Source organism: Aequorivita antarctica, assembly GCF_007997155.1.
In the GTDB taxonomy this organism is placed as follows: domain Bacteria; phylum Bacteroidota; class Bacteroidia; order Flavobacteriales; family Flavobacteriaceae; genus Aequorivita; species Aequorivita antarctica.
In genome coordinates, this window is record NZ_VORT01000010.1 from 16,998 (window position 1) to 42,251 (window position 25,254).

The following is a 25,254-nucleotide window of genomic DNA, read 5'->3' on the forward strand; positions in this document are numbered from 1 at the left end:
TCCATTCCTTTGCAGAGCGCAGTCGAAGCAGTCCTATTTTTCAAATAAATTTTTCTGATGAAACTCTCCGTTGTAATCCTTAATTATAATGTACACTACTTTTTAGAACAGTGCATTCGTTCCGTTCAAAAAGCAATCGAAAACTGGGATGCTGAAATTATTGTGATAGACAACGACTCCAAAGACGATAGTTGCCTAATGGTCAAAACTCTCTTTCCAAATGTGGTTTTGATTGAAAACAAAGAAAACGTTGGTTTCAGCAAAGCAAACAATCAAGCAGTTGCGATTGCCAAGGGCGATTACGTTTGCATTTTAAACCCTGATACCGCGGTTTCCAAAGATACTTTTAGACAAGCAATTGAATATTCCGAAAGCATTAAAAATATTGGAGCTCTGGGTGTTTATTTGATGGATGGTACGGGGAATTTCCTTCCCGAAAGCAAACGCAACCTCCCAACACCAAAGGTTTCATTGATGAAGCTTTCCGGTTTTACAAAGAAATATTATGCCAAGCATGTTTCCGAAACCTCCCATGGAGAAGTTGAAGTATTGGTGGGCGCCTTTATGCTTTTAAAAAGAAGCATTTATAACCAAGTTGGAGGTTTTGACGAGGACTATTTTATGTATGGTGAAGACATTGACCTTTCTTATAAAATAACTCAGGCAGGCTACAAAAACCATTATTTGGGAAGCGTGACAGTGCTTCACTACAAAGGCGAAAGCACCAAAAAAGACGATGCTTATTTTGAACGTTTTTACGGCGCAATGCAGATTTTTTACAGAAAGCATTTCAATAAAAATTTTCTTCTTGAAAGTTCCGTTTCCGCGGGAGTTGCTTTAGCCAAAGCGAAAAGTAAAATTACTTCAGATAAAAAAGCGAAGTCTGTCCCAAAACTGGAGCGAAATTATTTCTTCACTGAAAATATTGAGTTGCTGGAAAAGCTATCTGCTTCTACGGCGACAGTTTTTCAAATGGCTTCAAAAAATGTGCATTCGCAGATTATTCTCCAAAACAGTTTGCTCGTCTTTGATGCCGAATACATTTCATATGAAGAAATCTTCCAACTAATGAAACAGTTAAAAGGGCACAACAATCTTTTTCGCATACGTCCGCCTGGCTGCAATTTCATAATAGGAAGCGACCAAAGCGACGAAAAGGGTGGCGTGGTTGTTTTTTAAGAAATTTGAAACCTAAAACGAACAAATTTTGACTAATTTTGCAAGGTTTTTAAAACAAGTACTTTTGTGCTTACTAAATTCGACATTGAAATAATATTATGGCAAAATTTGAATTGAAACTACCCAAAATGGGCGAAAGCGTTGCAGAGGCAACCTTAACTAACTGGCTAAAAGAAGTGGGCGATACCATTGAGGCCGATGAAGCTGTGCTTGAAATTGCTACCGACAAGGTTGACAGCGAAGTGCCCAGTGAGGTAGATGGCGTTTTGATTGAAAAACTTTTCAATGTTGATGATGTGGTTCAAGTGGGCCAAACCATCGCTATAATTGAAATTACTGGCGGTAGCAACGGAACTGAAAAAGCTGTTGCAGAAAGCGCTCCTTCACCTGAAGCATCCTTAACTTCCGCTAAAGCTAAGGAGGACGCAGGAAAGGAGTTAGAAAAACATGCTGAAAGTGCAAAACAAGCTATTCAAACACCGATTGAAAATACGGGCGATCTTTTTTATTCGCCATTGGTAAAAAATATTGCTGCTGCTGAAGGTATTTCGCAAGCAGAGTTAGATAAAATTTTAGGTAGCGGAAAAGATGGTCGCGTAACTAAAAACGATATTTTGGCGTATGTAGAAAACCGTTCTTCTGCAAATGTACAGCCAGAGCAAAGCCAGCAACAAACTGTTGTTGAGGCTAAAAACCAAGAAACGCCACAAACTACAGCACCTGCAAAACCCAAAGCTGCAGTTTCAGTAAGCGGCGACGATGAGGTTATTGAAATGACAAGAATGGGGAAACTAATAGCCCATCACATGGTTGAAAGCACGCAAACTTCTGCACACGTTCAATCTTTCGTGGAATGTGATGTTACCAACGTTTGGAATTGGAGAAATAAAGTGAAAGGAGCTTTTGCAAAACGCGAAGGAGAAAATTTAACTTTTACTCCAATATTTATGGAAGCTGTGGCGAAAGCGCTAAAAGATTTCCCCATGATGAATATTGCAGTTGATGGCGACAAAATCATAAAGCGTAAAAATATAAACTTAGGAATGGCGGCAGCCCTTCCAGACGGAAACTTAATAGTACCGGTTATTAAAAACGCAGACCGATTGAATTTGTTGGGAATGAGTAAAGCAGTAAACGACCTTGCTAGCCGTGCTCGTGAAAATAAACTTAAACCGGATGATATTCAGGGAGGAACCTACACAGTTACCAATGTGGGAACATTTGGAAGCATTATGGGAACGCCCATAATCAATCAACCACAAGTTGGGATTCTGGCTTTGGGAGCAATCCGAAAAGTGCCTGCGGTTATTGAAACTCCAGAAGGGGATTTCATTGGTATCCGTTTTAAAATGTTCCTTTCACACAGTTATGACCACAGAGTTGTAAACGGTGCTTTGGGCGGACAATTCGTAAAGCGAGTTGCTGATTATTTGGAAGATTGGGACGTTAATAGAGAAATGTAACTTAAAACATAATTATGGTTAAAAGGGGATTTTGTTTTCAAAATCCCCTTTTCTTTTTTATAAGTTCTTTCAAAACTTCAATAAAAAGTATCTTTGCCTAACAAAACAAAACAATGGAACTCAACTTAAAAAAACCAATCTGTTTCTTCGATCTTGAAACAACAGGAATCAATGTGGCAACGGATAGAATTGTGGAAATAGCAATATTGAAAGTATTTCCAAACGGAAACAAAGAAAGCCATACGTGGCGGGTGAATCCTGAAATGCCAATTCCAGCAGAATCTTCTGCAATACACGGAATTACCGATGAGATGGTGGCAAACGAACCAACTTTTAAGGAACTTGCATCAAAAGTGTACGCTTTAATAAAAGACAGTGATTTAGGAGGATTTAACTCCAACCGTTTTGATATTCCGTTACTCGCAGAGGAATTGCTCCGTTCCGAAATTGATTTTGATATGAAAAAAGCAATGTCCGTCGATGTACAGACCATTTTTCACAAAATGGAAAAACGCACATTGGAAGCAGCCTATAAATTTTATTGCGATAAGGATTTAAAAGACGCGCATAGTGCAGCAGCTGATACGAATGCTACCTATGAAGTTTTAAAATCGCAATTGGACAGATACAGCGAACTTGAAAACGATGTAAACTTTTTGGCAGATTTCAGTTCGCACCGAGACCACGCGGATTTCGCAGGTTTTATAAGTTATAATGAAGATGGTGTTGAGGTTTTTTCCTTCGGAAAATATAAAGGAAGTTTGGTTACAGAGATAATGGAGAAGGATTCAGGGTATTTTGGATGGTTGCTAAATGCTGATTTTCCACTTTATACCAAAAAAGTATTGACCCGTATCAGACTTCAAAAGTTGAATACAAAACTTTAATTACAAGATGAAAATAATTTGTATTGGCCGAAATTATGCCGACCATATCAGTGAACTTAAAAGTGCCACTCCAACTGAACCTGTTATCTTCTTAAAACCCGACACGGCTATATTATTAAAGAAACAGCCATTTTTTATTCCAGAGTTTTCAAATGATGTACATCACGAGGTTGAATTGTTAGTTCGAATTAATAAAATTGGGAAGCACATCGATCAAAAATTTGCTCATAAATATTATGACGAAATTGGATTGGGGATAGACTTCACTGCTAGGGATTTACAAACGGAATTGAAGGAAAAAGGTCTTCCGTGGGAGAAGGCAAAATCATTTGACGGCGCTGCGGTTGTGGGAAATTTCTTAAAAAAAGAACAATTTGAAGATATAAATAATATAGATTTCAGCTTAAAAAGGAACGGAAATGTAGTTCAAAAAGGCAATTCTATGCTGATGATATGGAAAATCGATGCGTTAATCGAATATATTTCAAAATATTTTACGCTGAAAATTGGGGACATTATCTTTACAGGAACTCCTGCGGGTGTTGGCAGCGTTAAAGCCAATGATATGTTGACGGGATTTATTGGTGAAACAGAGATGTTTTCCATAAAAGTAAAGTAGAATGATAAAGTATTATGCAAAAGAAAATCTTGCCGAGATCGCCGATGGCGACCAAGATTTTTTAAAGATATTGGCTCAAACCTTTTTAGAGGAGATTCCACCGGATCTGCATTCCATGGAAGAGGCCATCGAAAACGAAAACCGCGAATTGGCATACCAATTTGCCCACAAAATGAAACCGAACATTGAAATGTTCGGCATTGATGCTCTTAAAGACATAACCAGCATTGAGGCTTGGTCTAAAACTTCTAAAAATAAAGCTACAGTTCTTCCGCATCTTAAAAACGTAACTACTACATTGAACCTCGTTTTTGATGATTTGAGAGAAGATTTCCAATTATAAAATGCTTGCAGAAATAATTACCATAGGCGATGAGATTCTCATAGGCCAAATTATTGATACTAATTCAGCCTATATTTCAAAAGAGCTGAACAGGATAGGGGTGAAGGTATATCAAATCACCTCGGTTCAAGACGATCAGCACCATATTTTGCAGGCTTTTGAAGATGCCAAAAAACATGCTGATCTTGTTATTGTTACTGGTGGCTTGGGCCCTACAAAAGACGATATTACAAAGCAAACCTTTTGCGATTTTTTTAATGATACCCTAATTGAAGACCAAAGCGTTATTGAAAACGTTAAGCAGCTTTTCAAAAAACACCAACTAAATAAACCGCTGCCTGCCAATTTTCAGCAAGCGATGGTTCCTTCCAAAGCAACTATTTTAATGAATCTTTACGGCACCGCTCCCGGAATGTGGATGGAAAGAGATGATGTTGTATTTGTATCCTTGCCTGGCGTGCCTTATGAAATGAAGCATCTGCTGCAGGATGAGGTTTTGCCCAGGATTATAATGAGATTCAATCGCCCCCATATTTACCACAAAACACTTTTGACGTATGGACTTGGAGAAAGCGCCATTGCCGAAAGAATTGCCGATTGGGAAAACGGTTTACCTGAAAATATAAAACTCGCTTATCTGCCTTCTTTGGGAAAAGTACGTTTAAGATTGTCTTCCAGCAGCAATGACGAAAGCGTTTTAATGGAAAGTATTGATTCGCGGATGGAAGTTTTAAGTGAAATACTTTCGGATATTGCTATTGGGTATGAAGACGAAACAAGCATTATAGATAGGATTGCACATATTCTAAATCAAAAGAAACAAACCTTGAGTCTGGCTGAGAGTTGCACAGGAGGTGCAATTGTACAACAAATTACGGCCGAGGCTGGTGCTTCTTCTTTTTTTATAGGAAGCATTATACCCTATAAAACCGAACTAAAAACTAAAATTCTTGGCGTTCCTGCTTCTTTAATAGAAGAGTTTTCTGTGGTGAGTATTCAAGTTGCTGAAAGTATGGCGATTAATTGTTGCAAGCTTTTCAGTACCGATTATGCCATCGCCACCACTGGAATTGCAGGACCCACTAAAGGCGATGGCGTAGATGAGGTAGGTACGGTATGTATTGCTATTGCTTCGCCGACAGGTGTTGTTTCAGAAAAATTCAACTTTGGAAATGACCGTTATAGGGTGATTGAAAAAACCATAAATAAAGTCTTTGAAATGTTTCTGAAAGAAATTTCAAAAAACTGATTTTCTTTTGTTGTACATCACAAAAGAATTACTTAAATTTGCACCCTGTTTAAAAAATAACTAATAAAGTAAAGGAAATGTCAAGAGTTTGTGAACTTACCGGAAAGAAAGCGATGGTTGGAAACAACGTATCGCACGCGATGAACAAAACCAAACGTAAGTTTGATGTAAATTTGCTTAAAAAGCGTTTTTACATTCCTGAAGAAGATAAGTGGGTAACCCTTCGTGTTTCAGCTTCAGCAATTAAAAACATCAATAAAAAAGGTATTTCTGCGGTTATGAAAGAAGCTCGCGAAAAAGGCTTTTTAACTAAATAATTGCAATAATCAATAAAGTCTATTACAATGGCTAAAAAAGGAAATAGAGTACAAGTAATTTTGGAGTGCACAGAGCACAAGGAGTCTGGTCAAGCTGGAACTTCCCGCTACATCACTACCAAAAACAAAAAGAACACACCGGACAGAATGGAGTTGAAGAAGTTCAACCCTATCCTTAAGAAAATGACCGTTCATAAAGAGATTAAATAATATAAGTCATGGCAAAGAAATCAGTAGCATCGTTACAAACAGGTTCAAAACGTTTAACCAAAGCAATAAAAATGGTTAAGTCGGAAAAGACAGGAGCTTATACATTTACTGAGTCTATCATGGCTCCAGAATTTGTAAATGACTGGTTGAACAAAAAATAACCAGCTTAAAATATTGAGATAAAGCCACTTTTTTACGAAGGTGGCTTTTCGTATTTTTGTACCCCTTCCGTCTTTCAAATCGCCTTAGGGCAATTTGAAATCCACCTTTCCTGAAAAAGGGAAAGGAGCGGTATAGATTAAACTTTATCAAAGCTGAACAACCGATAACTGACAACGAACGATGAGTCTATTTAAAAAAATATTTTCCAAAGAGAAAAAAGAAACGCTCGATAAAGGACTTGAAAAAACGAAAACTTCCTTTTTTGATAAGCTGAGCAAAGCTGTTGCCGGGAAAAGCAAAGTGGATGACGATGTTTTGGACAATCTGGAAGAAGTGCTTGTTTCCAGCGACGTTGGTGTAAATACTACGCTGAAAATAATTGATAGAATTGAAGCCCGTGTTTCTAAGGATAAATATTTGGGAACCGATGAGCTCAACCAAATTCTTCGCGAAGAAATTGCCGGACTTTTAAGTGAGATTGATTCTGGAAATGCCATAGAGTTTGAAGTTCCCGAAAACAAGAAGCCATATGTTATCATGGTCGTAGGTGTGAATGGTGTTGGAAAGACAACAACAATCGGAAAACTTGCATATCAGTTTAAAAAAGCTGGAAAGAAAGTTGTTTTGGGTGCAGCGGATACTTTCCGTGCAGCGGCAATTGATCAATTACAGATTTGGGCAGATCGGGCCGATGTTACCATCGTAAAACAAAGTATGGGCAGTGATCCTGCCAGCGTTGCGTTTGATACGCTGCAAAGCGCAGTAAACCAAAATGCCGATGTGGTTATCATCGATACAGCGGGACGACTTCACAATAAAGTGAATTTAATGAACGAACTCACAAAGGTGAAGCGCGTTATGCAAAAGGTAGTTCCAGATGCGCCACACGATGTGCTTTTGGTATTGGATGGTTCCACTGGCCAAAATGCTTTTGAACAAGCGAAACAATTTACTGCAGCAACTGAGGTAACTTCACTTGCCGTTACAAAGCTCGATGGAACTGCAAAGGGTGGTGTAGTAATTGGTATTAGCGATCAATTTCAAATTCCTGTGAAATATATTGGCGTAGGCGAAGGGATGGAAGACCTGCAGGTATTCAACAAATTTGAGTTTGTAGATTCATTTTTTAAATAGATGGAAGAAAAAGAACCACAGAAAAAAAACAAACTATTTATGTATGTTTTGTGGGCTTTGGTTGGCTACATAGGAATACTAACCGGGTACCATTCTTTTAAAATCATTGAGTACTTTATAAAGCCAGTTCCAAATCCATTAATGCCTTTGGATTTATACAAATACATCGCTTTTCCTTACTTATCTATTATTCCTTTTCTTTTTGGTTTGCTCTTTTTGGGAATCTATTTCATTAAAAAGAAATATGTAACAAAAGGATATGCTGTGTTTTATGGCATTTTAATTCTCTTATTGCATATTTCTCAGAATAGCCTCTTTGAGTTTTTTAATAGTTTTAATCCTTATGGGGGATAAAAAAAAGCCACAAACCCAAAAATAACTTTAAAGTTTATTTGTGGATTTATGGCTAGAATTAGACACTCACGTCTTTATTCTTTGCTCTTTTTTCTATCTTCTCTTACAATGTTTCTTTTAACCAACTGAAAAATTCCCGTTGCCAAACCAGTGCATTTTGAGGTTGAAGTACCCAGTGATTTTCTTCTGGAAGATAGAGAAGTTTACTTTTTATCCCTTTTAACTGAGCTGCCTGAAAAGCCTCCAAGCCTTGTTCAATCGGTACGCGGTAGTCTTTTCCTCCCTGAATGATCATAATTGGAGTGTTCCATTTATCAACGTAACTAATTGGATTGAATTCATTAAATGCTTTCTGTGCTTTTGCATTGTCTTTTTCCCAGTAAGCCCCACCAAAATCGTAGTTTACGAAGAAAAGTTCCTCAGTGGTTCCATACATAGAGCGGGTGTCAAAAACGCCATCATGGGCAATAAAGGTTTTGAAACGCCCATCGTGATTTCCTGCTAACCAAAATACAGAATAACCTCCGAAACTTGCCCCAATAGCACCCAGACGGGTTTTATCTACATAAGGTTCTTTAGAAACATCGTCAATAGCGTCAAGATAGTCTTGCATTGCACCACCACCCCAATCTCCACTAATTGCTTCATTCCACTCCACACCGTGGCCTGGCATTCCGCGACGGTTTGGTGCTACAATAATATAACCTTGTGAAGCCATCAATTGGAAATTCCATCTGGTGGAATAGAATTGTGACAAAGCAGATTGTGGTCCGCCTTGAGCATAAAGTAAGGTTGGGTATTTTTTATTTTTGTCAAAATTGGGAGGAAGTATTACCCAAACCAACATCTGCTTGCCGTCTTTGGTGGTAACCATTCTTTTTTCAACTGTTGGCAGATCCAACTTTCCGTAGAATTCGTTATTTACTTGGGTGAGTTGCCTAAAAGTTTTGCTCTTCAAATCAAAAGAGAAAATTTCTGAAGCGTGGTTCATATCGGTTCGGGTAACGATCAACTGACCATTGTTTTCGGCAACGATGCCAGTAACATCAAATTGTCCTTTTGAAAGTTGCTTCACAACGGGCATCTTTCGTGTTCTTCCCGGATGGTCCACTTTAAAAATCTGAATGGTTCCATCAACCGGTGCTGTGAAATAAATGTCTTTGCTATTGCTTCCCCAAATAAAACCATTTACCGTTCCGTCCCATTGTGAAGTAAGGTTTTGTTTCACGCCATCTTGCAGAACAACTATGTCATTTTTATCGGCTTCATAACCCTCTGTGACCATTTGTAGCCATGCCAATGAGCCTTCTTTTGAAAACGCTGGCTGAGTGTCATATCCTTTGTTTTCTTCAGTAATATTTTCAGTTTTTTTATCGGCTAAATTGAATTTGTAAATATCTGTATTAGTACTAACAGCATATTCTGTGCCCGCCAATTTCTTGCTTACGTAATAGATGTTTTCACCTTTAGGATCCCATATATAATCTTCATCGCCGCCAAAAGGAGCTTGCGGGGTATAATAAGGTTGTTGCGGTGTAATGTCAGTCTCAACTCCGGTTTTTACATCTTTGTAAAAAACGTGATTGTAGCTACCATCGTTCCATGTGTCCCAATGGCGATAATCTAAAGAGGTATAAACGTAAGCATCGCTTTTTGGAAGATCGCTGTAAATATCTTTTCCAGCAACATCTTTCACCTGAACGGCTTTGTTCATCAAAAGATACTGCCCGTTTGAAGAAAGATTTTTATCTGTCACTTTTGCTTCGTCTTTGGAAATTTCCCTAAAATTCCCACCTGTTATAGGCATTTTGTAATACTTGGAATCAAAATTGTTTTCTTCCATGTTTGGGGTTGAAACCTTATAAAAAAGGTCTTTTCCGTCGTTGGAAATTCCCATTGGGCTTACTTTTTTAACCTGCCATAAAAGCTCAGGAGTCATTGTTTTTTGAGCGAACAAAAAGCCAGCGCAAAGAAAGGCCAGCAGGAATGTTATTTTTTTCATCTGTATAAAATTATTGAATTTTTAAGAAGTGCAAAGTTACTTAAAAAAAGTTGGCAGAATTCTAGTATTCAGTACTCACTATTGAGTGGTGAATTTTATGATTTGTTTCATTTAATTCGTGGTATCTTTGCACCCCGATAATAAAAATTTATATGCGTACCAAAACCTTAAAGAAGAACAAGATAAACGTTGTAACCCTTGGTTGTTCCAAGAATGTATATGACAGCGAAGTGCTTATGGGCCAACTGCGCGCCAGCAACAAAGAAGTGGTGCACGAAGAGGAAGGCAATATCGTGGTTATAAATACCTGTGGTTTTATTGCAAATGCAAAGGAAGAGAGCATCAACACCATTCTTGAATACGTTCAAAAAAAGGAAGAGGGTTTGGTGGATAAGGTTTTTGTTACAGGTTGTCTTTCAGAAAGGTACAAACCAGATCTTCAAAAGGAAATCCCGAATGTAGATGAGTATTTTGGCACTACGGAACTTCCTGGTTTGCTTAAAGCTTTGGGCGCGGATTACAAACATGAACTTATTGGTGAACGAATAACTACAACTCCAAAAAACTACGCATACTTTAAAATAGCCGAAGGTTGTGACCGTCCTTGTTCATTCTGTGCAATCCCAATTATGCGAGGAAAACACAGAAGTACGCCAATGGAAGATTTGGTTATTGAAGCCGAAAAGCTTGCTGCGAAAGGAGTGAAAGAGTTGATATTGATTGCCCAAGATTTAACGTATTACGGTTTAGATTTATATAAAAAACGAAATCTTGCAGAATTGCTTCAAAAGCTAGCAAAGGTTGAGGGTATTGAATGGATTCGGTTGCATTATGCGTTCCCAACAGGTTTCCCTATGGACGTTTTGGAAGTGATGCGCAACGAGCCTAAAATTTGTAACTATATCGATATTCCGTTACAGCATATTTCAGATTCAATTTTGAAATCCATGCGCCGCGGAACTACAAAAGCGAAGACTACTAAACTTTTAGAAGATTTTAGAGCTGCAGTTCCAGAAATGACAATTAGAACAACACTAATTGTAGGCTATCCAGGCGAATCCGAAGAAGATTTCCAAACGCTGAAACAATGGGTTAAGGATATGCGTTTTGAGCGTTTGGGTTGCTTTACATATAGTCACGAAGAAAATACCCACGCGTATAATCTTGAGGACGATGTGCCGGAAGATGTAAAAATGGACCGCGCTAACCAAATAATGGAAATACAATCCCAGATTTCCTGGGAGCTGAACCAATTGAAAATTGGTAAGGAATTCCGAGTAGTGATTGACCGTAAAGAAGGCGGTTACTTTGTGGGAAGAACAGAGTTTGACAGCCCAGATGTAGATAACGAAGTGTTGATAAATGCTGAAGATGATTATTTGCGTACAGGTGAATTTTTCAATGTAAAAATTACCGCTGCTGAAGATTTCGATCTTTATGCTGAAGTTGTTAAATAGTTAAACTGTGCCTGGTCACAGAGCAAAGCCGAAGCATTTGCTCTGTATGTTGAGGTAGTTAATTCATAGTTATTTAAAGCGAAGCATGGTCTCTAAGATTTCATTGATCTGTTTTCGTTTTTGTCTTGAAACGGGAATTTCAGTGTTATCGCCCATAATTAAACTACCTCCGTCCTGTTTTAAAATTCCTTTTACAAATATGGGATTTATAAGGTGTGATTGATGAACCCTTATGAAGTTGTGATCCGTCAACATATCTTCTATTTCCTTTAAAGTTCGGCTGATCAAAATTTTTCTTTCGTCCTTTAAGAAGAAGTTGGTATAATTGTTATCAGACTGGCAACGAATAATATCTTTAATTTCAACAATATTATAACCAACTCCTGTTGGCAGCGCAATTTTTGTGCGCTCTTTAATTGAATCTTGAAGATTGTTCTGGAATAATTGCCACTGCTCCGGACTTGTTTTTTTTCTTCTTTTTTCCCAGTTAGCGAGTGCTGTTACAATGTTTCTCTCTGTAATTGGCTTCAAAAGATAATTGATGGCACTATAATTAAAGGCGCGAATGGCATACCGATCATAGGCTGTTGTAAAAATTATATCGAAATCTATCGGTAACAGTTTATCTAGTAAGGCGAAACCGTTTAAATTGGGCATTTCAATATCTAGAAAAAGTAAATCGGGTGGATTTTTTTGTATGAATTCTAAACCTTCTAATGGATTCTTGGATATGCCAGTAATCACATAGTCCGAATGAACTTTTTCAATAAGATTTGCAAGTACATTGGTGCAGTGCGCCTCGTCGTCAATTATTATTACCTTTGTCATATTTCAATAAGAATAGGTTAGTGTTACTCTTGTGCCGAGTGCTATATTTTCAGCTTCAAGATCAATAATCGCAAGACTTATAGAGGTGTCGTTAGAATGATTATATAAAGACAACCGTTCCTGAGTAATGCTCATTCCTATTGATTTATGAAGTTTTTTCTTTTCGCTACTTGCTTTTCTGCCAATGCCGTTGTCTTCAATTGTTATTTTTAAACATTCGCTCGTATCAAATGTAATAGTCAGATTTTTTTCAGGATTATTGCTTGTGTTCAAGCCGTGCCAAATAGCGTTTTCAACAAAAGGCTGCAATAAGAGCGGGGGAATTTGAAATTGAGATAGCTCTTCTCGTGAAGAAACTTGGATACTATAATTAAAGTTGTTGCCCATTCTATTTTTTTCTAAAGAGAGATAAAGTTCCAGAATTTCCAGTTCTTCCTCTACAGTAATAATTTCCCGATTACTATTCTGCAGTATGCCGCGAAGCAGTGTTGAAAAATCGTCAAGATATTTCACTGCATCGTCGTTACGAGAGGTCATTATTAAATGTTTTATAGAGTTAAGACTATTGAAAAGGAAATGTGGATTCATCTGTGAACGCAGGGCAAGCATTTCCATTTCCTGCAGCTTTTGGGTGAATGAATTTTTTATCTGTTCCTCCTTTTGTTTTTCTATTTTGGAATAAAGCTGAATAAGTTCTTCAGTTTTTTCATTTATTTTTTTATCTAGTTCAATTCGCATGTTCTCTTGCATGAGCTGGTTTTTTTTCAATTGCTCAATAAGATTTTGACTCGCTGTTTCTTTTTCCTTTTGAAGGAGAAAAATGTTTTCTCCAATAGCAATTGAAAAACAGAAGACCTCCGCAAGTAAACCGACCTGAAAAACAATGTTGGATGAATATGGAAAAGAAAAAATACTCTCTGGATGCGTAGGATTAAAACTATAAGCTAAATAAAAGGCCAAGATGGCACCTATAAAAAAAAACGTTTGGCCTACAATAAAATACTTCAGAAGCGGATGTTTTACTTTATATACTATCCAAAATATTAGCACAAAATTTAGTGGTAACACTATAAATCTTACAGTTGAAAATATGAAGTCCCCAACAGTAAGGTACTCCCAAAAAATATTATATATAAAAATGGCAATGGCATACAGAAAGCAAAACCTTCCAAAATAGATGAGAATCTTAGAAAGCCTTTGATCATATTTTTTAATTTCCAGCAAATTCAGAATAAAAAATATATAAAAACCAATGAACAAGAATTGGGAGGACTCTGTAAATTTTGTAGCAATTATCGGAAAATTCAAGAAAAAATTACCCACTGTTGCTGAAGAGGTTCGTACTACTGTAAAAGCATAAATTATTTGAAAAAATAAATATCCCAAATAATAGAGGTACAATTTTTGGCGAAGCCGCATCCAAAAAACTAACCCGAAAACGAAAACGGTTAAAAGTGAAACAATATAGAAGAAAATAAATGCTACTGGCTTGGCCTCATATTTTGATTGTATATATGTTTGTAGCAAGTACTCTTCTTTTGAATAGAGCATGGTATGTGAAAAGTCTTTTTTCTTTTTGATACTACTAAGCCTTACGTAAAAAAGAGATTTCTCAAACGAAGGTATTTTGAGTTCCGTGAAATAAAATTCATTTTTATTGGTGCGATTGTATAAAGGAACAAGGCTTCCATTTTTGAACATTTTAACGTCACTATCAATAAATTGATAAATGTCAGTGTAGTCATGGGCACTCAAGTAATATGCTTCTAATAATTCTTTTGAAGTGTTTTCAACATCAAATTTTAACCAAATAGCTGAACCTGGCTCGTTTTCAAAAAGGGAGTCATATTTTTTCCAAACACTTTCTTTTTGTACTTCTTCAAAAGTGGTTTCAAGGTTTGTACGTATTGCATATACTTCAGGATTATTGAATAGATGCACATTCCCAATTATGGAATCACTAACTATCTGTGCGGAAATCTGCCACACACCAGCCAAAAAACAAAATATTATTAATAAGGAGTTTTTCATTAATCAGCTAAAATACTATTCTAGCATCTATAATTTTAAGTTTTTTAGAATTCAGTTGTTTTTAATGAGTATTTGGTATTTTTTTCTCTTTCTGCCGAATTCTAATTTACACTATCCAAATTCTCGCTGCCCATTTTACAAGGCATAAGCAATCTTTAGGTTTGCCCTACAAATTCTACAATACGTAAAATCTAAACTATTTTAATTATGAAAAAGTTATTGAAAAACCTTTTTAAAAGTACAACTCTTATTATGTTGTCTGCACTTTCCTTGATAGCAGTTTCCTGCTCTAGCGATGACGCTGTTGAAACACCAGTAAGTGTCGAACCTATTCAACTAGACTGTGATTACTTTCTGGAAAATAGAACCTTAGTAGACAACCCAGCCGCGCCAGTGGATTACATAGTGAGTTGTAATGCCCAAGTAAGAGCTAATCTGATAATAGAACCAGGTGTGGTTATTGCTTTTACTCCAGATTCTGGACTTAACTTCTTTGAAACCGTATCTTCCATTCACGCGGTAGGAACAGCAGATAAGCCTATTGTTTTTACTGGAACTCAGGCCACAAGAGGTTCTTGGCGCGGTCTTTATATTGATAGCGGTAATGCGTCGAATATTATGGAGCACGTAACAGTTAGTTATGGCGGTGGCCAAGCATTCAACAGCAATGGCGACCGTGGAAATATTATTGTTTATGCAGGCGCTGCCCTAAGCTTGAAAAATTGCAATATTATCCAGAGTGAAACATCTGGACTTAACGCTGTTTATTCAAATGCAAATATTACTTTGCAAAACAATAATTTTACAGGCAATGCCCATCCGTTGCTTATAAATACTGTTTACGCAACGCAAACCTCTGCCACAGATAACTATGCTGGCAATGATTTAGATAGAGTGCTGCTTTACAACTATTCAGCAGAATTTCAAACCCCAAGTGTTTGGAAAAATATAAATGTACCCTACCGTGTTACAACTCTATACGGAGCTCAAGTAAACGCTAGAGGTGAATTAACAATTGAACCTGGTGTAATCATAGAAATGGCTGCTGGAACAAGTTTTAATATTCGCGATACTGGTGGTTTAAAAATGGTGGGAACAGCTGCATCGCCTATAATAATAAGAGGTGTTAACCCAGTAGCGGGTGCATGGAATGGTATCAAGATGGATGGAACAAACCCTATGAACGAAATTGGTTTTGCACAAATCAGTAATGCTGGAGAAGACCCCGGTAACAATAGAGGGGCCGTAAGTCTTTGGGTAAACACAAAATTATACATTCACGATACGGAGTTAAAAGATTTAGCTTCCTGTGGCGTTTACGGTAGATTGGCAGGAGGACAAACCGTCAATCCAAATTACTCCTCTTCAAATCTTATATTTAGTAATGCTCCCTGCACAGAATTTTTTGAATATTAACATAAATAGGGAGGCTATCTCCCTAAACTAATTAGCCAAACTTTGTTTAAACCTTCCCGCAAAATTATATTTGAGGGAAGGTTTTTTTGTGAAAGGAATTACTGTAATCAAATTATCTCTTGAATCCTTATCTTTGAAACAAACCTGCGCGCCATGGCAAACTCTCACAGATTTCGTTTTCCCAAGACAGTCGTCTTCATTTTTACGATACTTTCAATATTAATAATGTTGCTTAGTTATTTTCTTTATTACCGAGTAGACAGTACTTTTTGTGCAGACAACCTGATGATTGTTCAGGCCATAGCCTTGGGGCTTCAAATAATTCTTAATTATATCAACTATCGTTCCTCACAAAAAATAGTTGTCATTATAATCTTGATAGTCAGCTCTGTAGTGCTGTTTGGGGTGCTCTCGTCCTTTTTTTATTTTAATCTAATGTGTACTATTTTTGGATGATTACCATTTCGATTAACAGAGAAGCTTAACGGCGCACTACCTTAAACCTGAAACTTGAAACAACTTTTAATCCTTGGCCACACCTTCCCCGAACCTACTACTACTGCAGCGGGAAGTAGGATGATGCAGTTGCTTGAATTGTTTACTGAAGAAAATTATCAAATCACTTTTGCCAGTACAGCTTCTATTTCTGAGCGAACTGCTAATCTGGAAGCCCAGTATATTTCAATTAAGAATATTCTGCTTAATGATACTTCCTTTGACGAATTCATAAAGGAATTGAATCCCCAAATCGTAATTTTTGACCGTTACATAACAGAAGAACAATTCGGTTGGCGCGTTAATGAAATCTGTCAGGAGGCATTAAAAATTCTCGATACCGAAGACCTTCATTTTTTGAGAAAGGCTAGGGAAGAAGCTATAAAAAATAGCAAACCCATTTCTGAGGCAAACCTATTCTCAGAAACCACAAAACGTGAACTGGCAAGTATATTGCGCTGTGACGTTTCGCTTATCATTTCGGAATATGAAATGGAACTGCTTCAAAATACCTTCAAGATTTCTTGTGCCTCCGCTAAAGCTAAAGACGACACGCGGACGGAGCTACTTTATTATTTGCCCTTTTTGGTAGAAAGTTTTTCTGAAAATACATTTTTGTTTAAGCAACGAAAGCATTTTATGGCCATCGGTAATTTGCTGCACGCACCTAATGTAGATTCGGTTTTGCAGTTAAAGGAAATTTGGCCCGAAATAAAAAGAAATCTCCCCGACGCAGAATTACACATTTATGGAGCATATGCACCACAGCAAATACTTCAGCTAAATAATAAAAAACAAGGTTTCATCGTAAAAGGCTGGGTAGAAAATGTGGAAGCAGTAATGAAAAACTACCGCGTGCAACTTGCCCCACTTCGCTTTGGCGCAGGCTTAAAAGGAAAACTTTTGGACGCAATGCGTTACGGATTACCAACGGTAACTACCGAGGTTGGCGCAGAGGGAATGTGCGGAAAACTTCCTTTTGGCGGAACAATTACTATTTTAAAAGAGGAATTTATCACTGCCGCCATCCAGTTATATTCTGAAGAAAACCTTTGGAATAAGGCACAACAAAACGGTTTCAGCATCATTGAAAAACGCTTTCAGAAAAGGCTGTTTTCCGAAGCTTTTAAAAAACACATCCACACAATTTCCACAAATCTGGAAAAGCACCGCCAAGAAAACTTTCTTGGGCAAATCCTACAACACCACACTTTGCAAAGCACCAAGTATTTAAGCAAGTGGATTGAAACAAAAAATAGGTGATTGCAAATTCATTTTTATAAAGAGCAATGAGTTGAGGTTGGGAGCGGAACAACATATCTCAAATATATTTTTTCCATTCGCCCGAAAAAACTACTTTGCATGCATAAAATAGAAAAACGATTACTTATGAAAAAACAAATATGTTTGCTCCTCACTCTTATAGTATGTGCCGTTGGCGTAAAAGCACAGGAAAGCAATCTTGATTTTGGCTTTAAGGGCGGGGTTAATTACGCTTCCTACAGAACCCCAGATGCCTTTATAGATGTATATAAAGGAAAAATTGGCTTCTTTGTTGGCGGTTTCGCGAATATTGGCATCACTGAAAAATTTAAGGTACAGCCCGAACTTTTGTTTGCTATGCAGGGCGCACGTTTTGTGTTAAAGGATATTGAGATTCGTGATGGAGCCAACAATGAACCGAAAGTTGGTGATTTAAAAAAGAGCATTAACGAAGCCACCATATTGCTGCCCATAATGGGGCAATATTACATCAATGAAACCTTTTATGTAGAAGCTGGCCCACAGTTTGGTTTTATATTGAGCAACAAGGAAAAAATAATTACATCTCCAACAGACGACCCTAATTTCAACGCCCCAAACACTGTTGATCCTGATACATTTGATGCGGGTATTTCGTTTGGTGCGGGATACAAGTTCACTGAAAAACTGGGGCTTAGTGCCCGTTACTACTATGGGTTAATAAAGAGGGATTACGGTATCTATTCATCTGTGTTGAATATTGGCATGGAATACAGTTTGTAATAAAGGTGTTTCAAAAAGCTATTTTTGGAACGAAGTTTTTAAATTCTATTGAAATCAACCAAACCATTTTAAATAAAAATTATGAAGTATTCTTTTTTAAGTTTTCTGTTGTTGTTCTGTTTTGCGCTTGGCACCGCCCAAGTTAATTATGAAGCCGCATATTATATCAATAATTCTGGCGAAACAGTCACGGGATTCATAAAAAATGAGGGTTGGAAAAACAATCCATCCCAAATAGAATTCAAAAAAAGCAATGCGGCTGAAGGCGAACTATTGAAAATAGATGCCGTTTCTGAATTTGGAATTGAAAACAAGCTCAAATACATCCGTGCCAAGGTTGCTATTGATAGATCTACTGACGATGACAATTATCTAACATCAATTAAAGCCCCAAAACTAGAAGAGGAAAATCTATTTTTAAAAGTTCTTATAGAGGGCGACGCCACACTTTATGTGTATGAAGACAATAACCTTCTGAGGTTCTTTTACAATACAGAGACTGTTCCTGTTGAACAGTTAATTTATAAGCGATACAAAGCGTACCCTACTGTAATAGGGAAGAATGAACAGTACAAACAGCAGTTGTACAATAATTTGAAATGTGAAACTATAAACATTGGTATGGCCAATAAACTTGAGTACGATCAATCAGAATTAGTCCGCTATTTTAAAACCTACAACAAATGTAGAAATGCTATCATAGCAGATTATGAATTAGCCGAACCCAAAGGAGATTTCAATTTAACGGTGCGCCCTAGTATTCGCAGCGCTTCCTTTTCTTTTAAAAATGCAGTTGCCAATAAAAAGAATGCAACATTTGATACTAAAACCAGTTTTAACTTTGGTTTAGAGTTTGAATATGTTATTCCATACAAGCGTAACAAATGGGCGCTTATTTTGGAACCAACCTATCAATCATACAAGCCTTCCCCAGAAATTACAGAAGGCGGGCAGGGAGTGGAAGTAAACTATTCATCCATTGAAGTGCCCTTCGGCTTAAGGCATTATTTCTTTTTGAACGATAAATCGAAACTTTTTGCAAATGCCTCTTTTGTAATAGATTTAGTTTTGGATTCAAAATTCGCAATAGAATATGGCGATGACCTCGATATAACATCTGGCAATAGCTTAGCATTAGGAGCGGGCTATAAGTATAATAACAAATACAGTGTAGAAGTGCGTTACCAAACAGATAGAACACTGTTAGCGGATTATAACGCCTATACTTCAAAATACAACTCCTTCAGTTTATTGCTTGGTTACACACTTTTTTAAAATATTTAAACTTAGCTTTCCCAAGCTTAACACAATTTAATTTCGTGCTATTTATTTCTAGGAATTATGAATCCCAAAAAACAGAACGTCGTTAACGCTTTACTAGACGAGTACCGAAAAGCAGTGCACGAACTACAATCCGTTATTGTCAATCTCCAAAATGATAACCTATCAAAAATAGTAGATCCGTTAACGGACAATCCAGACTGCAAATCCATACAGACCATTCTTGCCCACGTGGTGGCATCGGGCTATTCCTATTGTGTGTATATCCGTAACCTGAAAGACCCAAGCGCCCAAAGACCACTTCGAATCAATCGCGAAACTTCACAGGAATATTGTAATGATTTGGATGCGGTGTTGCACTATACAGATGACACTTTTGCCCAAATCTTTGATGTTGAACTAGAAGTATTTGAAAGCGATAAAAAAATGCACACCAGCTGGCAGCAAGAGTACGACATTGAACAATTAATGGAACACGCCATCGTGCACATTTTACGACACAGGAGGCAGATTGAGCGTTTTAAAACGATCCTACAAGAAAGCAACTGATTTAGATGTTTGGAAAAAGTTATATTGCCCGCTTAAAATATGAAAACAACAACTGTGCATTAAATTGGAAGAGTTTAGTACGGTGGTAACGAAGTGATGAAAATAATGTAGCTTTCATATAAGCGCATAATTCCGATAAATGCATCCAACAAAAAAAGATATATTATCTGCTTTAATTAGATATAATTTTGTTCTAAAAATATTAGAGCGAATTACTAGCAATGTCGAATCAAAAAATATTAAAGATAAAAGATGGTTTATATTTTCTGAGAAAATCGCTAGAAAATACCTAAACCAAGCTTATACTTTTCAACAAATAATTCAAGACGATATTTATTTTGAAAAAGGAAATGAAGATATAAGGTTTGTTGATTTCTCATCAATGTTCTCCTTGTTAAGAATCCAGCTCGAAACTTATTCAGTTTTTTATCATCTCTTTGCCGACAAATGTCATATTGAAGAAAAAATTATCCGTTTTAGGTTATGGGAATTAGATGGATTGAGATCAATGGAGAGATATGAGAAGCCAAATGATGCTGATGTTTCTAAAAGGTTAAGTAAGAATAAAGAAGATATTGAATATTGTATATCTGTTATTCGTGGTTTTGATTTCTTTAAAAACCTCGATTCCAACCAACAAGACTGGTTAATAAAATATGCTAATTGGAAATTTTCTAGTGAATCTTTAAAAAACAAAAACAAGAAAAAATGGAAATTATCAATTAATGATATGATTATAAATACAGGTTTGAGTGAGTCTCTATTCAGAGATTGGTACTCTTTTACCTCAACACATACTCATTCATCATATTGGAGTGTTATTCAAAATGATACTCTGACATTAGAAGAAAAAATTACAATGGAATATATAGCAATAATGCAAGGTGGTTTTGTTACATCGTTTTTTATAAAAGATTTTTGTGGAATTTATGAAATAGCTCGTTTAGTGCTCGATTCGTTAACAAAAAATGAAAGAGAGGTTATTGATTCATTCGATGATAATGGAAGAAAAAATGAGAAAGAACTGAGATAAAAAATAATACATTATTTCGTTAATTTTTTGACATTATTTATTCAAGGCCGATTATGAAAATCATCGAGATTTTCTATTAAGGTTATGTTTGTTAAATTGGTTGCATAAACCAAACAATTCTATTCAGTTTCAAAAATGACCGATAAAGAATATCTAAATCGTATAAGTAAGATAGAAATTTACTGTGAAATAATTCGTGGAATTTTGCGACATGCACCTTCTAAAAAACTAAAGTTTCCAAGTGATGATGAATATCTCCGATTCGTATCATTCATCGATTTAATTGAAGATACACAATATGCAATAACTGATTTTTATGATAATGGATTAATAACAAATTCCGAAACTCAAGGACAAATGTATCTTCGATTATACGGAGTACTTAATGCAATCTATATGCAAATGCAGGCCGTAATTGATTTAATTGAAATACTCAAAATTCATCACAAGAAGAGAATCTCAACAGATTTACGAGAATTGAAAATAATAGAAGTAAGAAATAAAATTGGTGCACATACCTCCAATTATTTAATTGAAAAACTCAATGGTAAGCCAAATACTGAATCTTATAGAGTAGCCCAATCAAGAATATCAAAGTGGGGAGATCGTCTCATGATAGTTTCAAATAGAGGAATTAGCGAAGAATTTCATCTTATGAATTTAATTAAGGAGTTTACGAATTTAATCGAATTGAATTTAGATTCAATTTGTGAAACAAAAATTAAATCATTCTTCATTCAAGATTCTGAAAAAAAAGATTGGCTAATGTTTAGACTTAATCACACAAGAGGAAAAGAAACCACATAAAAAAAATTTTACGAAAATCATTAACTCCTTTTTTAAAAAAATAAAATAAACCAAAACAGAAATCATAGAACTGCAAATTACAAGCAATGCAAATAAAATACACAGAAGAGCAAACCTTCACAAAACTTGACTTTTCAAAAAAACCATTAGCAATAGGGGAGTATGAGTATTGCACTTTCGTCAATTGTAATTTTTCAAACACTGTTCTATCAGAAATTCGATTTCTGGAATGTGAATTTATAGACTGTAATTTTAGCAACGCCAATTTAAGAAATACATCTTTTCAAGAGGTGCGATTTAAAAACTGCAAAATGCTCGGCCTGCAGTTTGATGCCTGCAACGAATTTGGTTTTTCCGCGACTTTTGATAGCTGCCAATTAGGCCACTCCATTTTTTATAAGATGAAACTCGGCAGAAGTTCCTTTGTAAATTGCCAACTCCAAAGTGTAGATTTCTCTGAAGCAGATTTAAAAAGCGCCAAGCTTACCTACAGCAACCTGCAAAACGCCACCTTCCAAAACACCAATCTAGAACAGGCAGACTTCAGAAATGCAACCAACTATTCCATAAACCCTGAACAAAACCGCTTGAAAGGCGCAAAGTTTTCCCTGCCCGAAGTTGTTGGACTTTTGGATAGCTATCAAATTAAAATTGAGGAGTGATTAACTTCCAATAATTGGAAACTATGAAACCAATAATTTGTGAGTTGACTGAAGGACAGTATGGGGGTTTTAGAAGGTGTCTATGAGGTATCTATGGAGCATGGTCGGCATAGATTCGGCATAAGGTCGACTTACAGTCAGCATAAGGTCGGCTTACGAAAAAAAGAAATTTCTTTAAGTATATGTTAGGGGGTATGGAGGAGAACGAATATTTAAATATACAACATTCGAGGGGCGGTTTGCAAATTTTTATTAAAAAAACATGAGGGAATTTCCAACTTTCTGCAACACTGTCAGCCTGGCTGCATGTATTTACTACCAAAGTATTAGACCCCACATAGCCCTTGAAGGAGCGCATGGTCCAATAGGAGGAAAACAAACTACTGAATGCTAAGAAGGAGAAGCTGATGGTGACGGTGTTAATGAATGTTGGTATTTGTATTATATTTGAAGTTAAACTATATAAACGTTAACATACATTAAAAATACTGGGAATGGATAATGAATTAATAATTGATTACGCAAGTAAAGGGACTAGGTTTGGAAACAATTTTATTGACACGATTGGATTCTATTTTCTTATTTTTTTAAGTGCAATGGTTCTTGATGGTTGGCTTGGAATAATGCCCGAAGGTGGTTCTGATTGGTTCGTATTATATTTTTTTGTTCTATACTTCTTATATCATTTGATTTTTGAATACGCTTTTGGCAAAACACCAGGAAAGTTTATAACAGGAACTAAGGTTATTGACTTTGCCGGTAATAAACCAGATTTCAAGACTTTATTTATTCGAAATCTTTGCAGACTGATTCCATTTGACGCGCTCTCTTTTCTAATTTCGGAAAAAGGTTGGCACGATTCAATTTCTAAGACTTATGTTGTAAATAAATAAAAATATTTGCCAACAGTAACCTTTGCACAACCCCATAAATTTATAAAAGACCAACTCTTGCTAAGTGGCCAAAAAGTAAAAAGCAGTTTTTTGTCCAGTCTAGTCTTTCGGCTTCACTTAAAATTAGCTATAGTCGAGACCTTGTTGAAAGTCAGGAACTTGCAGTTCTCGACTGCGCTCGAACGGACACCGAAACAAACTTTTTAAACAGCTTCTGTTTTTTTAATCCTTCTTTTGAAAACTACCTTTTAATAAAGCGCTGTGCTTTTAGAGTATTGCCGTCCTGAATTTTCAGTATGTAATTTCCTGTTGTCAAATTTGAAACATTAATGTAGTTTGAATCTAATTTAGCGTCCATCACTTTTTTCCCTTGAATGTCAAAAATTGAATATGCCGGGTTTGTAAAATCGGTTAAATTGCCAAGGTTTAAAACTCCTTGTGTCGGATTGGGATAAAGAATAAGGTTGTTGACTATATTTTCATCTATACCTATGATCGTACCACCTTCCACTACAGAAATTACTTGATCAACAGCTACATTTTCTAAGACATCTACAATACCAGAAGGCCAAGTAATAGTAAGGGTCGTAATCTCAGTATCTGCGCCTAATCCAAAATGGGTGTTAAGGGTGCTCATGTATTTAAAACCTTCCCCACTTCGCACTTCACGAATTTGTGTTCCTAAGGTTGAGGTGATGGCAACTCGAGCTCCAATGCCATTAATATTACTTTCCACACCTATGGTGTTAATGGTTATCCAATGGTTAGCGTTCGCATCGTTATAATAAATATGTCCACCCGTAAAGGAATCGATAAACCCATCATTATTTAAATCGCCTAAAGAGCCATTATTGTTTGGCAAAGCAAAAGGAACTAAAGTAAAGGTTAAGTCTCCATTATTTAAAAGGATATTTCCATTAGAGGCAATATCTGCATAGCCATCGTTATTGAAATCATAGGTGCAATTTTCAATACCGGTAATAGTCAATGCATTTATCCCTGTGGTAGCAGAAATATCCGTAAAGGTTCCATCACCATTATTTCTATTTAATTTATGCGTGAAACTACCGTCACTACTTCCTATAAATACATCCAAAAGACCATCATTATCAAAATCGGCCCAAGCAGAAGACCAGGTTTGCATATTGTCTTTTAATCCTGTAGCTGCACCTACTTCTACAAAATTACCAGCGCCATCATTTTGATAGAGTTGGTTTTCACTTCTTTCATTTACGTTACCATTCACATTACATTTTGCTATAAAACAATCCATATCGCCATCATTATCATAGTCTATCCAAACGGAACCGTAATTCCCTCCTGTAGGATAGTCGCCAATATCTCCTTGATGAAAAGTGAAAGTTCCATCTCCGTTATTAATATAATATACGCTAGGAGCAACATCATGGCATACAAAAGCATCTAAATAACCATCATTATTAATATCTACAAAGTTTGAGCGCTGCGAAAACACATATTCTGGAAAAGAAATTTCTTCAAAGCCGTTACCCGTATTATCTGCTTTCATAAAAGTAACACCATTCGCACCTCCGTAAAGTAAATCGGTAAAGCCATTTTCATCATAATCTGCAGCAGCAAGACTCCAAGAAGGCGTATTGTCTGCATTTGAGGTGGTGATGTTTTTTTCTACAAAACTGCCATCAGGCTGTTGATAGTATATTTGAACATTGGTAGCGGTTACAGAAACCAAATCGTCCAAAAAATCGCCGTTCATATCAATTACGGCTCTCTCTGATCCAGTTGTTGAAATAGGAGTCGAGGTAAATGATACCTGTGCATTTCCGACTCCAAAAAGGGTCATTATTGAAAATAAAGTAAATAGTTTTTTCATGTTATT

At 36.4% G+C, this 25,254-nt stretch carries 25 protein-coding genes; 21 read left to right on the plus strand and 4 right to left on the minus strand.

Features of this window, described 5'->3' with window-relative positions; translation table 11 throughout:
• Nucleotides 1-57: 57 nt before the first annotated feature.
• The 11 genes from ESU54_RS13405 (at nucleotide 58) to ESU54_RS13455 (ending at nucleotide 7,917) form a co-directional block, all read left to right on the plus strand.
• Nucleotides 58-1,179 (plus strand): glycosyltransferase family 2 protein, encoded by a 1,122-nt coding sequence (locus ESU54_RS13405; RefSeq protein ID WP_111845267.1) that lies wholly within the window; start codon nucleotides 58-60, stop codon nucleotides 1,177-1,179.
• A 98-nt stretch (nucleotides 1,180-1,277) separates the two neighbouring features.
• Nucleotides 1,278-2,642, plus strand: coding sequence for a dihydrolipoamide acetyltransferase family protein (locus ESU54_RS13410; RefSeq protein WP_111845266.1), 1,365 nt, complete (start codon nucleotides 1,278-1,280; stop codon nucleotides 2,640-2,642).
• 113 nt (nucleotides 2,643-2,755) lie between these two features.
• A complete protein-coding gene (locus ESU54_RS13415; RefSeq protein ID WP_111845265.1) occupies nucleotides 2,756-3,529 on the plus strand; it encodes a 3'-5' exonuclease in 774 nt (257 codons plus the stop codon).
• Nucleotides 3,530-3,536: 7 nt separating this feature from the next.
• On the plus strand, nucleotides 3,537-4,148 hold the full coding sequence (locus ESU54_RS13420) for a fumarylacetoacetate hydrolase family protein (RefSeq protein WP_111845264.1): 612 nt from the start codon (nucleotides 3,537-3,539) through the stop codon (nucleotides 4,146-4,148).
• 1 nt (nucleotide 4,149) lies between these two features.
• The gene (locus ESU54_RS13425; protein ID WP_111845263.1) at nucleotides 4,150-4,491 is read left to right on the plus strand and encodes an Hpt domain-containing protein; all 342 of its coding nucleotides are present in this window, start codon (nucleotides 4,150-4,152) and stop codon (nucleotides 4,489-4,491) included.
• A 1-nt stretch (nucleotide 4,492) separates the two neighbouring features.
• Nucleotides 4,493-5,740, plus strand: a complete 1,248-nt coding sequence (locus ESU54_RS13430; protein ID WP_111845262.1) for a competence/damage-inducible protein A — start codon at nucleotides 4,493-4,495, stop codon at nucleotides 5,738-5,740.
• A 77-nt stretch (nucleotides 5,741-5,817) separates the two neighbouring features.
• The gene (gene rpmB, locus ESU54_RS13435) at nucleotides 5,818-6,057 is read left to right on the plus strand and encodes a 50S ribosomal protein L28 (protein ID WP_111845261.1); all 240 of its coding nucleotides are present in this window, start codon (nucleotides 5,818-5,820) and stop codon (nucleotides 6,055-6,057) included.
• A gap of 27 nt (nucleotides 6,058-6,084) precedes the next feature.
• Nucleotides 6,085-6,267, plus strand: a complete 183-nt coding sequence (gene rpmG, locus ESU54_RS13440) for a 50S ribosomal protein L33 (protein ID WP_014782808.1) — start codon at nucleotides 6,085-6,087, stop codon at nucleotides 6,265-6,267.
• Nucleotides 6,268-6,275: 8 nt separating this feature from the next.
• A complete protein-coding gene (locus ESU54_RS13445; protein ID WP_111845260.1) occupies nucleotides 6,276-6,428 on the plus strand; it encodes a DUF4295 domain-containing protein in 153 nt (50 codons plus the stop codon).
• Between the two features lie 181 nt (nucleotides 6,429-6,609).
• On the plus strand, nucleotides 6,610-7,563 hold the full coding sequence (ftsY, locus tag ESU54_RS13450) for a signal recognition particle-docking protein FtsY (protein WP_111845259.1): 954 nt from the start codon (nucleotides 6,610-6,612) through the stop codon (nucleotides 7,561-7,563).
• Nucleotides 7,564-7,917 carry a hypothetical protein gene (locus ESU54_RS13455; protein WP_111845258.1) on the plus strand — a complete coding sequence of 118 codons (354 nt, stop codon included), beginning with the start codon at nucleotides 7,564-7,566 and terminating at the stop codon, nucleotides 7,915-7,917.
• A 103-nt stretch (nucleotides 7,918-8,020) separates the two neighbouring features.
• Here ESU54_RS13455 and ESU54_RS13460 read toward each other — a convergent pair whose 3' ends face one another.
• Nucleotides 8,021-9,919, minus strand: coding sequence for a S9 family peptidase (locus tag ESU54_RS13460; RefSeq protein WP_111845257.1), 1,899 nt, complete (start codon nucleotides 9,917-9,919; stop codon nucleotides 8,021-8,023).
• Nucleotides 9,920-10,071: 152 nt separating this feature from the next.
• On the opposite strand from ESU54_RS13460, the gene rimO reads away from it, so the two are divergent.
• The gene (gene rimO / locus ESU54_RS13465) at nucleotides 10,072-11,376 is read left to right on the plus strand and encodes a 30S ribosomal protein S12 methylthiotransferase RimO (RefSeq protein WP_111845256.1); all 1,305 of its coding nucleotides are present in this window, start codon (nucleotides 10,072-10,074) and stop codon (nucleotides 11,374-11,376) included.
• A 69-nt stretch (nucleotides 11,377-11,445) separates the two neighbouring features.
• Here the strand turns inward: rimO and ESU54_RS13470 are convergent, their stop codons facing one another.
• Together ESU54_RS13470 and ESU54_RS13475 are read right to left on the minus strand one after the other, a co-directional pair.
• Entirely contained in the window at nucleotides 11,446-12,204 is a 759-nt protein-coding gene (locus ESU54_RS13470; RefSeq protein WP_111845255.1) for a LytR/AlgR family response regulator transcription factor, read from the minus strand.
• Nucleotides 12,205-12,207: 3 nt separating this feature from the next.
• Entirely contained in the window at nucleotides 12,208-14,235 is a 2,028-nt protein-coding gene (locus ESU54_RS13475) for a histidine kinase (protein WP_111845254.1), read from the minus strand.
• 207 nt (nucleotides 14,236-14,442) lie between these two features.
• On the opposite strand from ESU54_RS13475, the gene ESU54_RS13480 reads away from it, so the two are divergent.
• The 9 genes from ESU54_RS13480 (at nucleotide 14,443) to ESU54_RS13520 (ending at nucleotide 23,396) form a co-directional block, all read left to right on the plus strand.
• A complete protein-coding gene (locus ESU54_RS13480) occupies nucleotides 14,443-15,651 on the plus strand; it encodes a Rossmann-fold NAD(P)-binding domain-containing protein (protein ID WP_111845253.1) in 1,209 nt (402 codons plus the stop codon).
• A gap of 510 nt (nucleotides 15,652-16,161) precedes the next feature.
• Nucleotides 16,162-17,409, plus strand: a complete 1,248-nt coding sequence (locus ESU54_RS13485; RefSeq protein WP_111845252.1) for a glycosyltransferase — start codon at nucleotides 16,162-16,164, stop codon at nucleotides 17,407-17,409.
• 126 nt (nucleotides 17,410-17,535) lie between these two features.
• Complete coding sequence (locus ESU54_RS13490) at nucleotides 17,536-18,171, plus strand: porin family protein (RefSeq protein WP_160113296.1); 636 nt, start codon at nucleotides 17,536-17,538, stop codon at nucleotides 18,169-18,171.
• 81 nt (nucleotides 18,172-18,252) lie between these two features.
• Nucleotides 18,253-19,446 (plus strand): porin family protein, encoded by a 1,194-nt coding sequence (locus ESU54_RS13495; protein ID WP_111845250.1) that lies wholly within the window; start codon nucleotides 18,253-18,255, stop codon nucleotides 19,444-19,446.
• 66 nt (nucleotides 19,447-19,512) lie between these two features.
• On the plus strand, nucleotides 19,513-20,001 hold the full coding sequence (locus ESU54_RS13500; protein ID WP_111845249.1) for a DinB family protein: 489 nt from the start codon (nucleotides 19,513-19,515) through the stop codon (nucleotides 19,999-20,001).
• Between the two features lie 139 nt (nucleotides 20,002-20,140).
• Nucleotides 20,141-21,034, plus strand: a complete 894-nt coding sequence (locus tag ESU54_RS13505) for a hypothetical protein (RefSeq protein WP_111845248.1) — start codon at nucleotides 20,141-20,143, stop codon at nucleotides 21,032-21,034.
• 135 nt (nucleotides 21,035-21,169) lie between these two features.
• The gene (locus ESU54_RS13510) at nucleotides 21,170-21,841 is read left to right on the plus strand and encodes a hypothetical protein (RefSeq protein WP_111845247.1); all 672 of its coding nucleotides are present in this window, start codon (nucleotides 21,170-21,172) and stop codon (nucleotides 21,839-21,841) included.
• An 86-nt stretch (nucleotides 21,842-21,927) separates the two neighbouring features.
• Nucleotides 21,928-22,503: a pentapeptide repeat-containing protein gene (locus tag ESU54_RS13515; protein WP_111845246.1), complete on the plus strand. Its 576-nt coding sequence runs from the start codon at nucleotides 21,928-21,930 to the stop codon at nucleotides 22,501-22,503.
• A gap of 494 nt (nucleotides 22,504-22,997) precedes the next feature.
• Nucleotides 22,998-23,396, plus strand: coding sequence for an RDD family protein (locus tag ESU54_RS13520; RefSeq protein WP_111845245.1), 399 nt, complete (start codon nucleotides 22,998-23,000; stop codon nucleotides 23,394-23,396).
• A gap of 241 nt (nucleotides 23,397-23,637) precedes the next feature.
• Here the strand turns inward: ESU54_RS13520 and ESU54_RS13525 are convergent, their stop codons facing one another.
• Nucleotides 23,638-25,248 (minus strand): FG-GAP-like repeat-containing protein, encoded by a 1,611-nt coding sequence (locus ESU54_RS13525; RefSeq protein WP_111845244.1) that lies wholly within the window; start codon nucleotides 25,246-25,248, stop codon nucleotides 23,638-23,640.
• Nucleotides 25,249-25,254 lie beyond the last annotated feature (6 nt).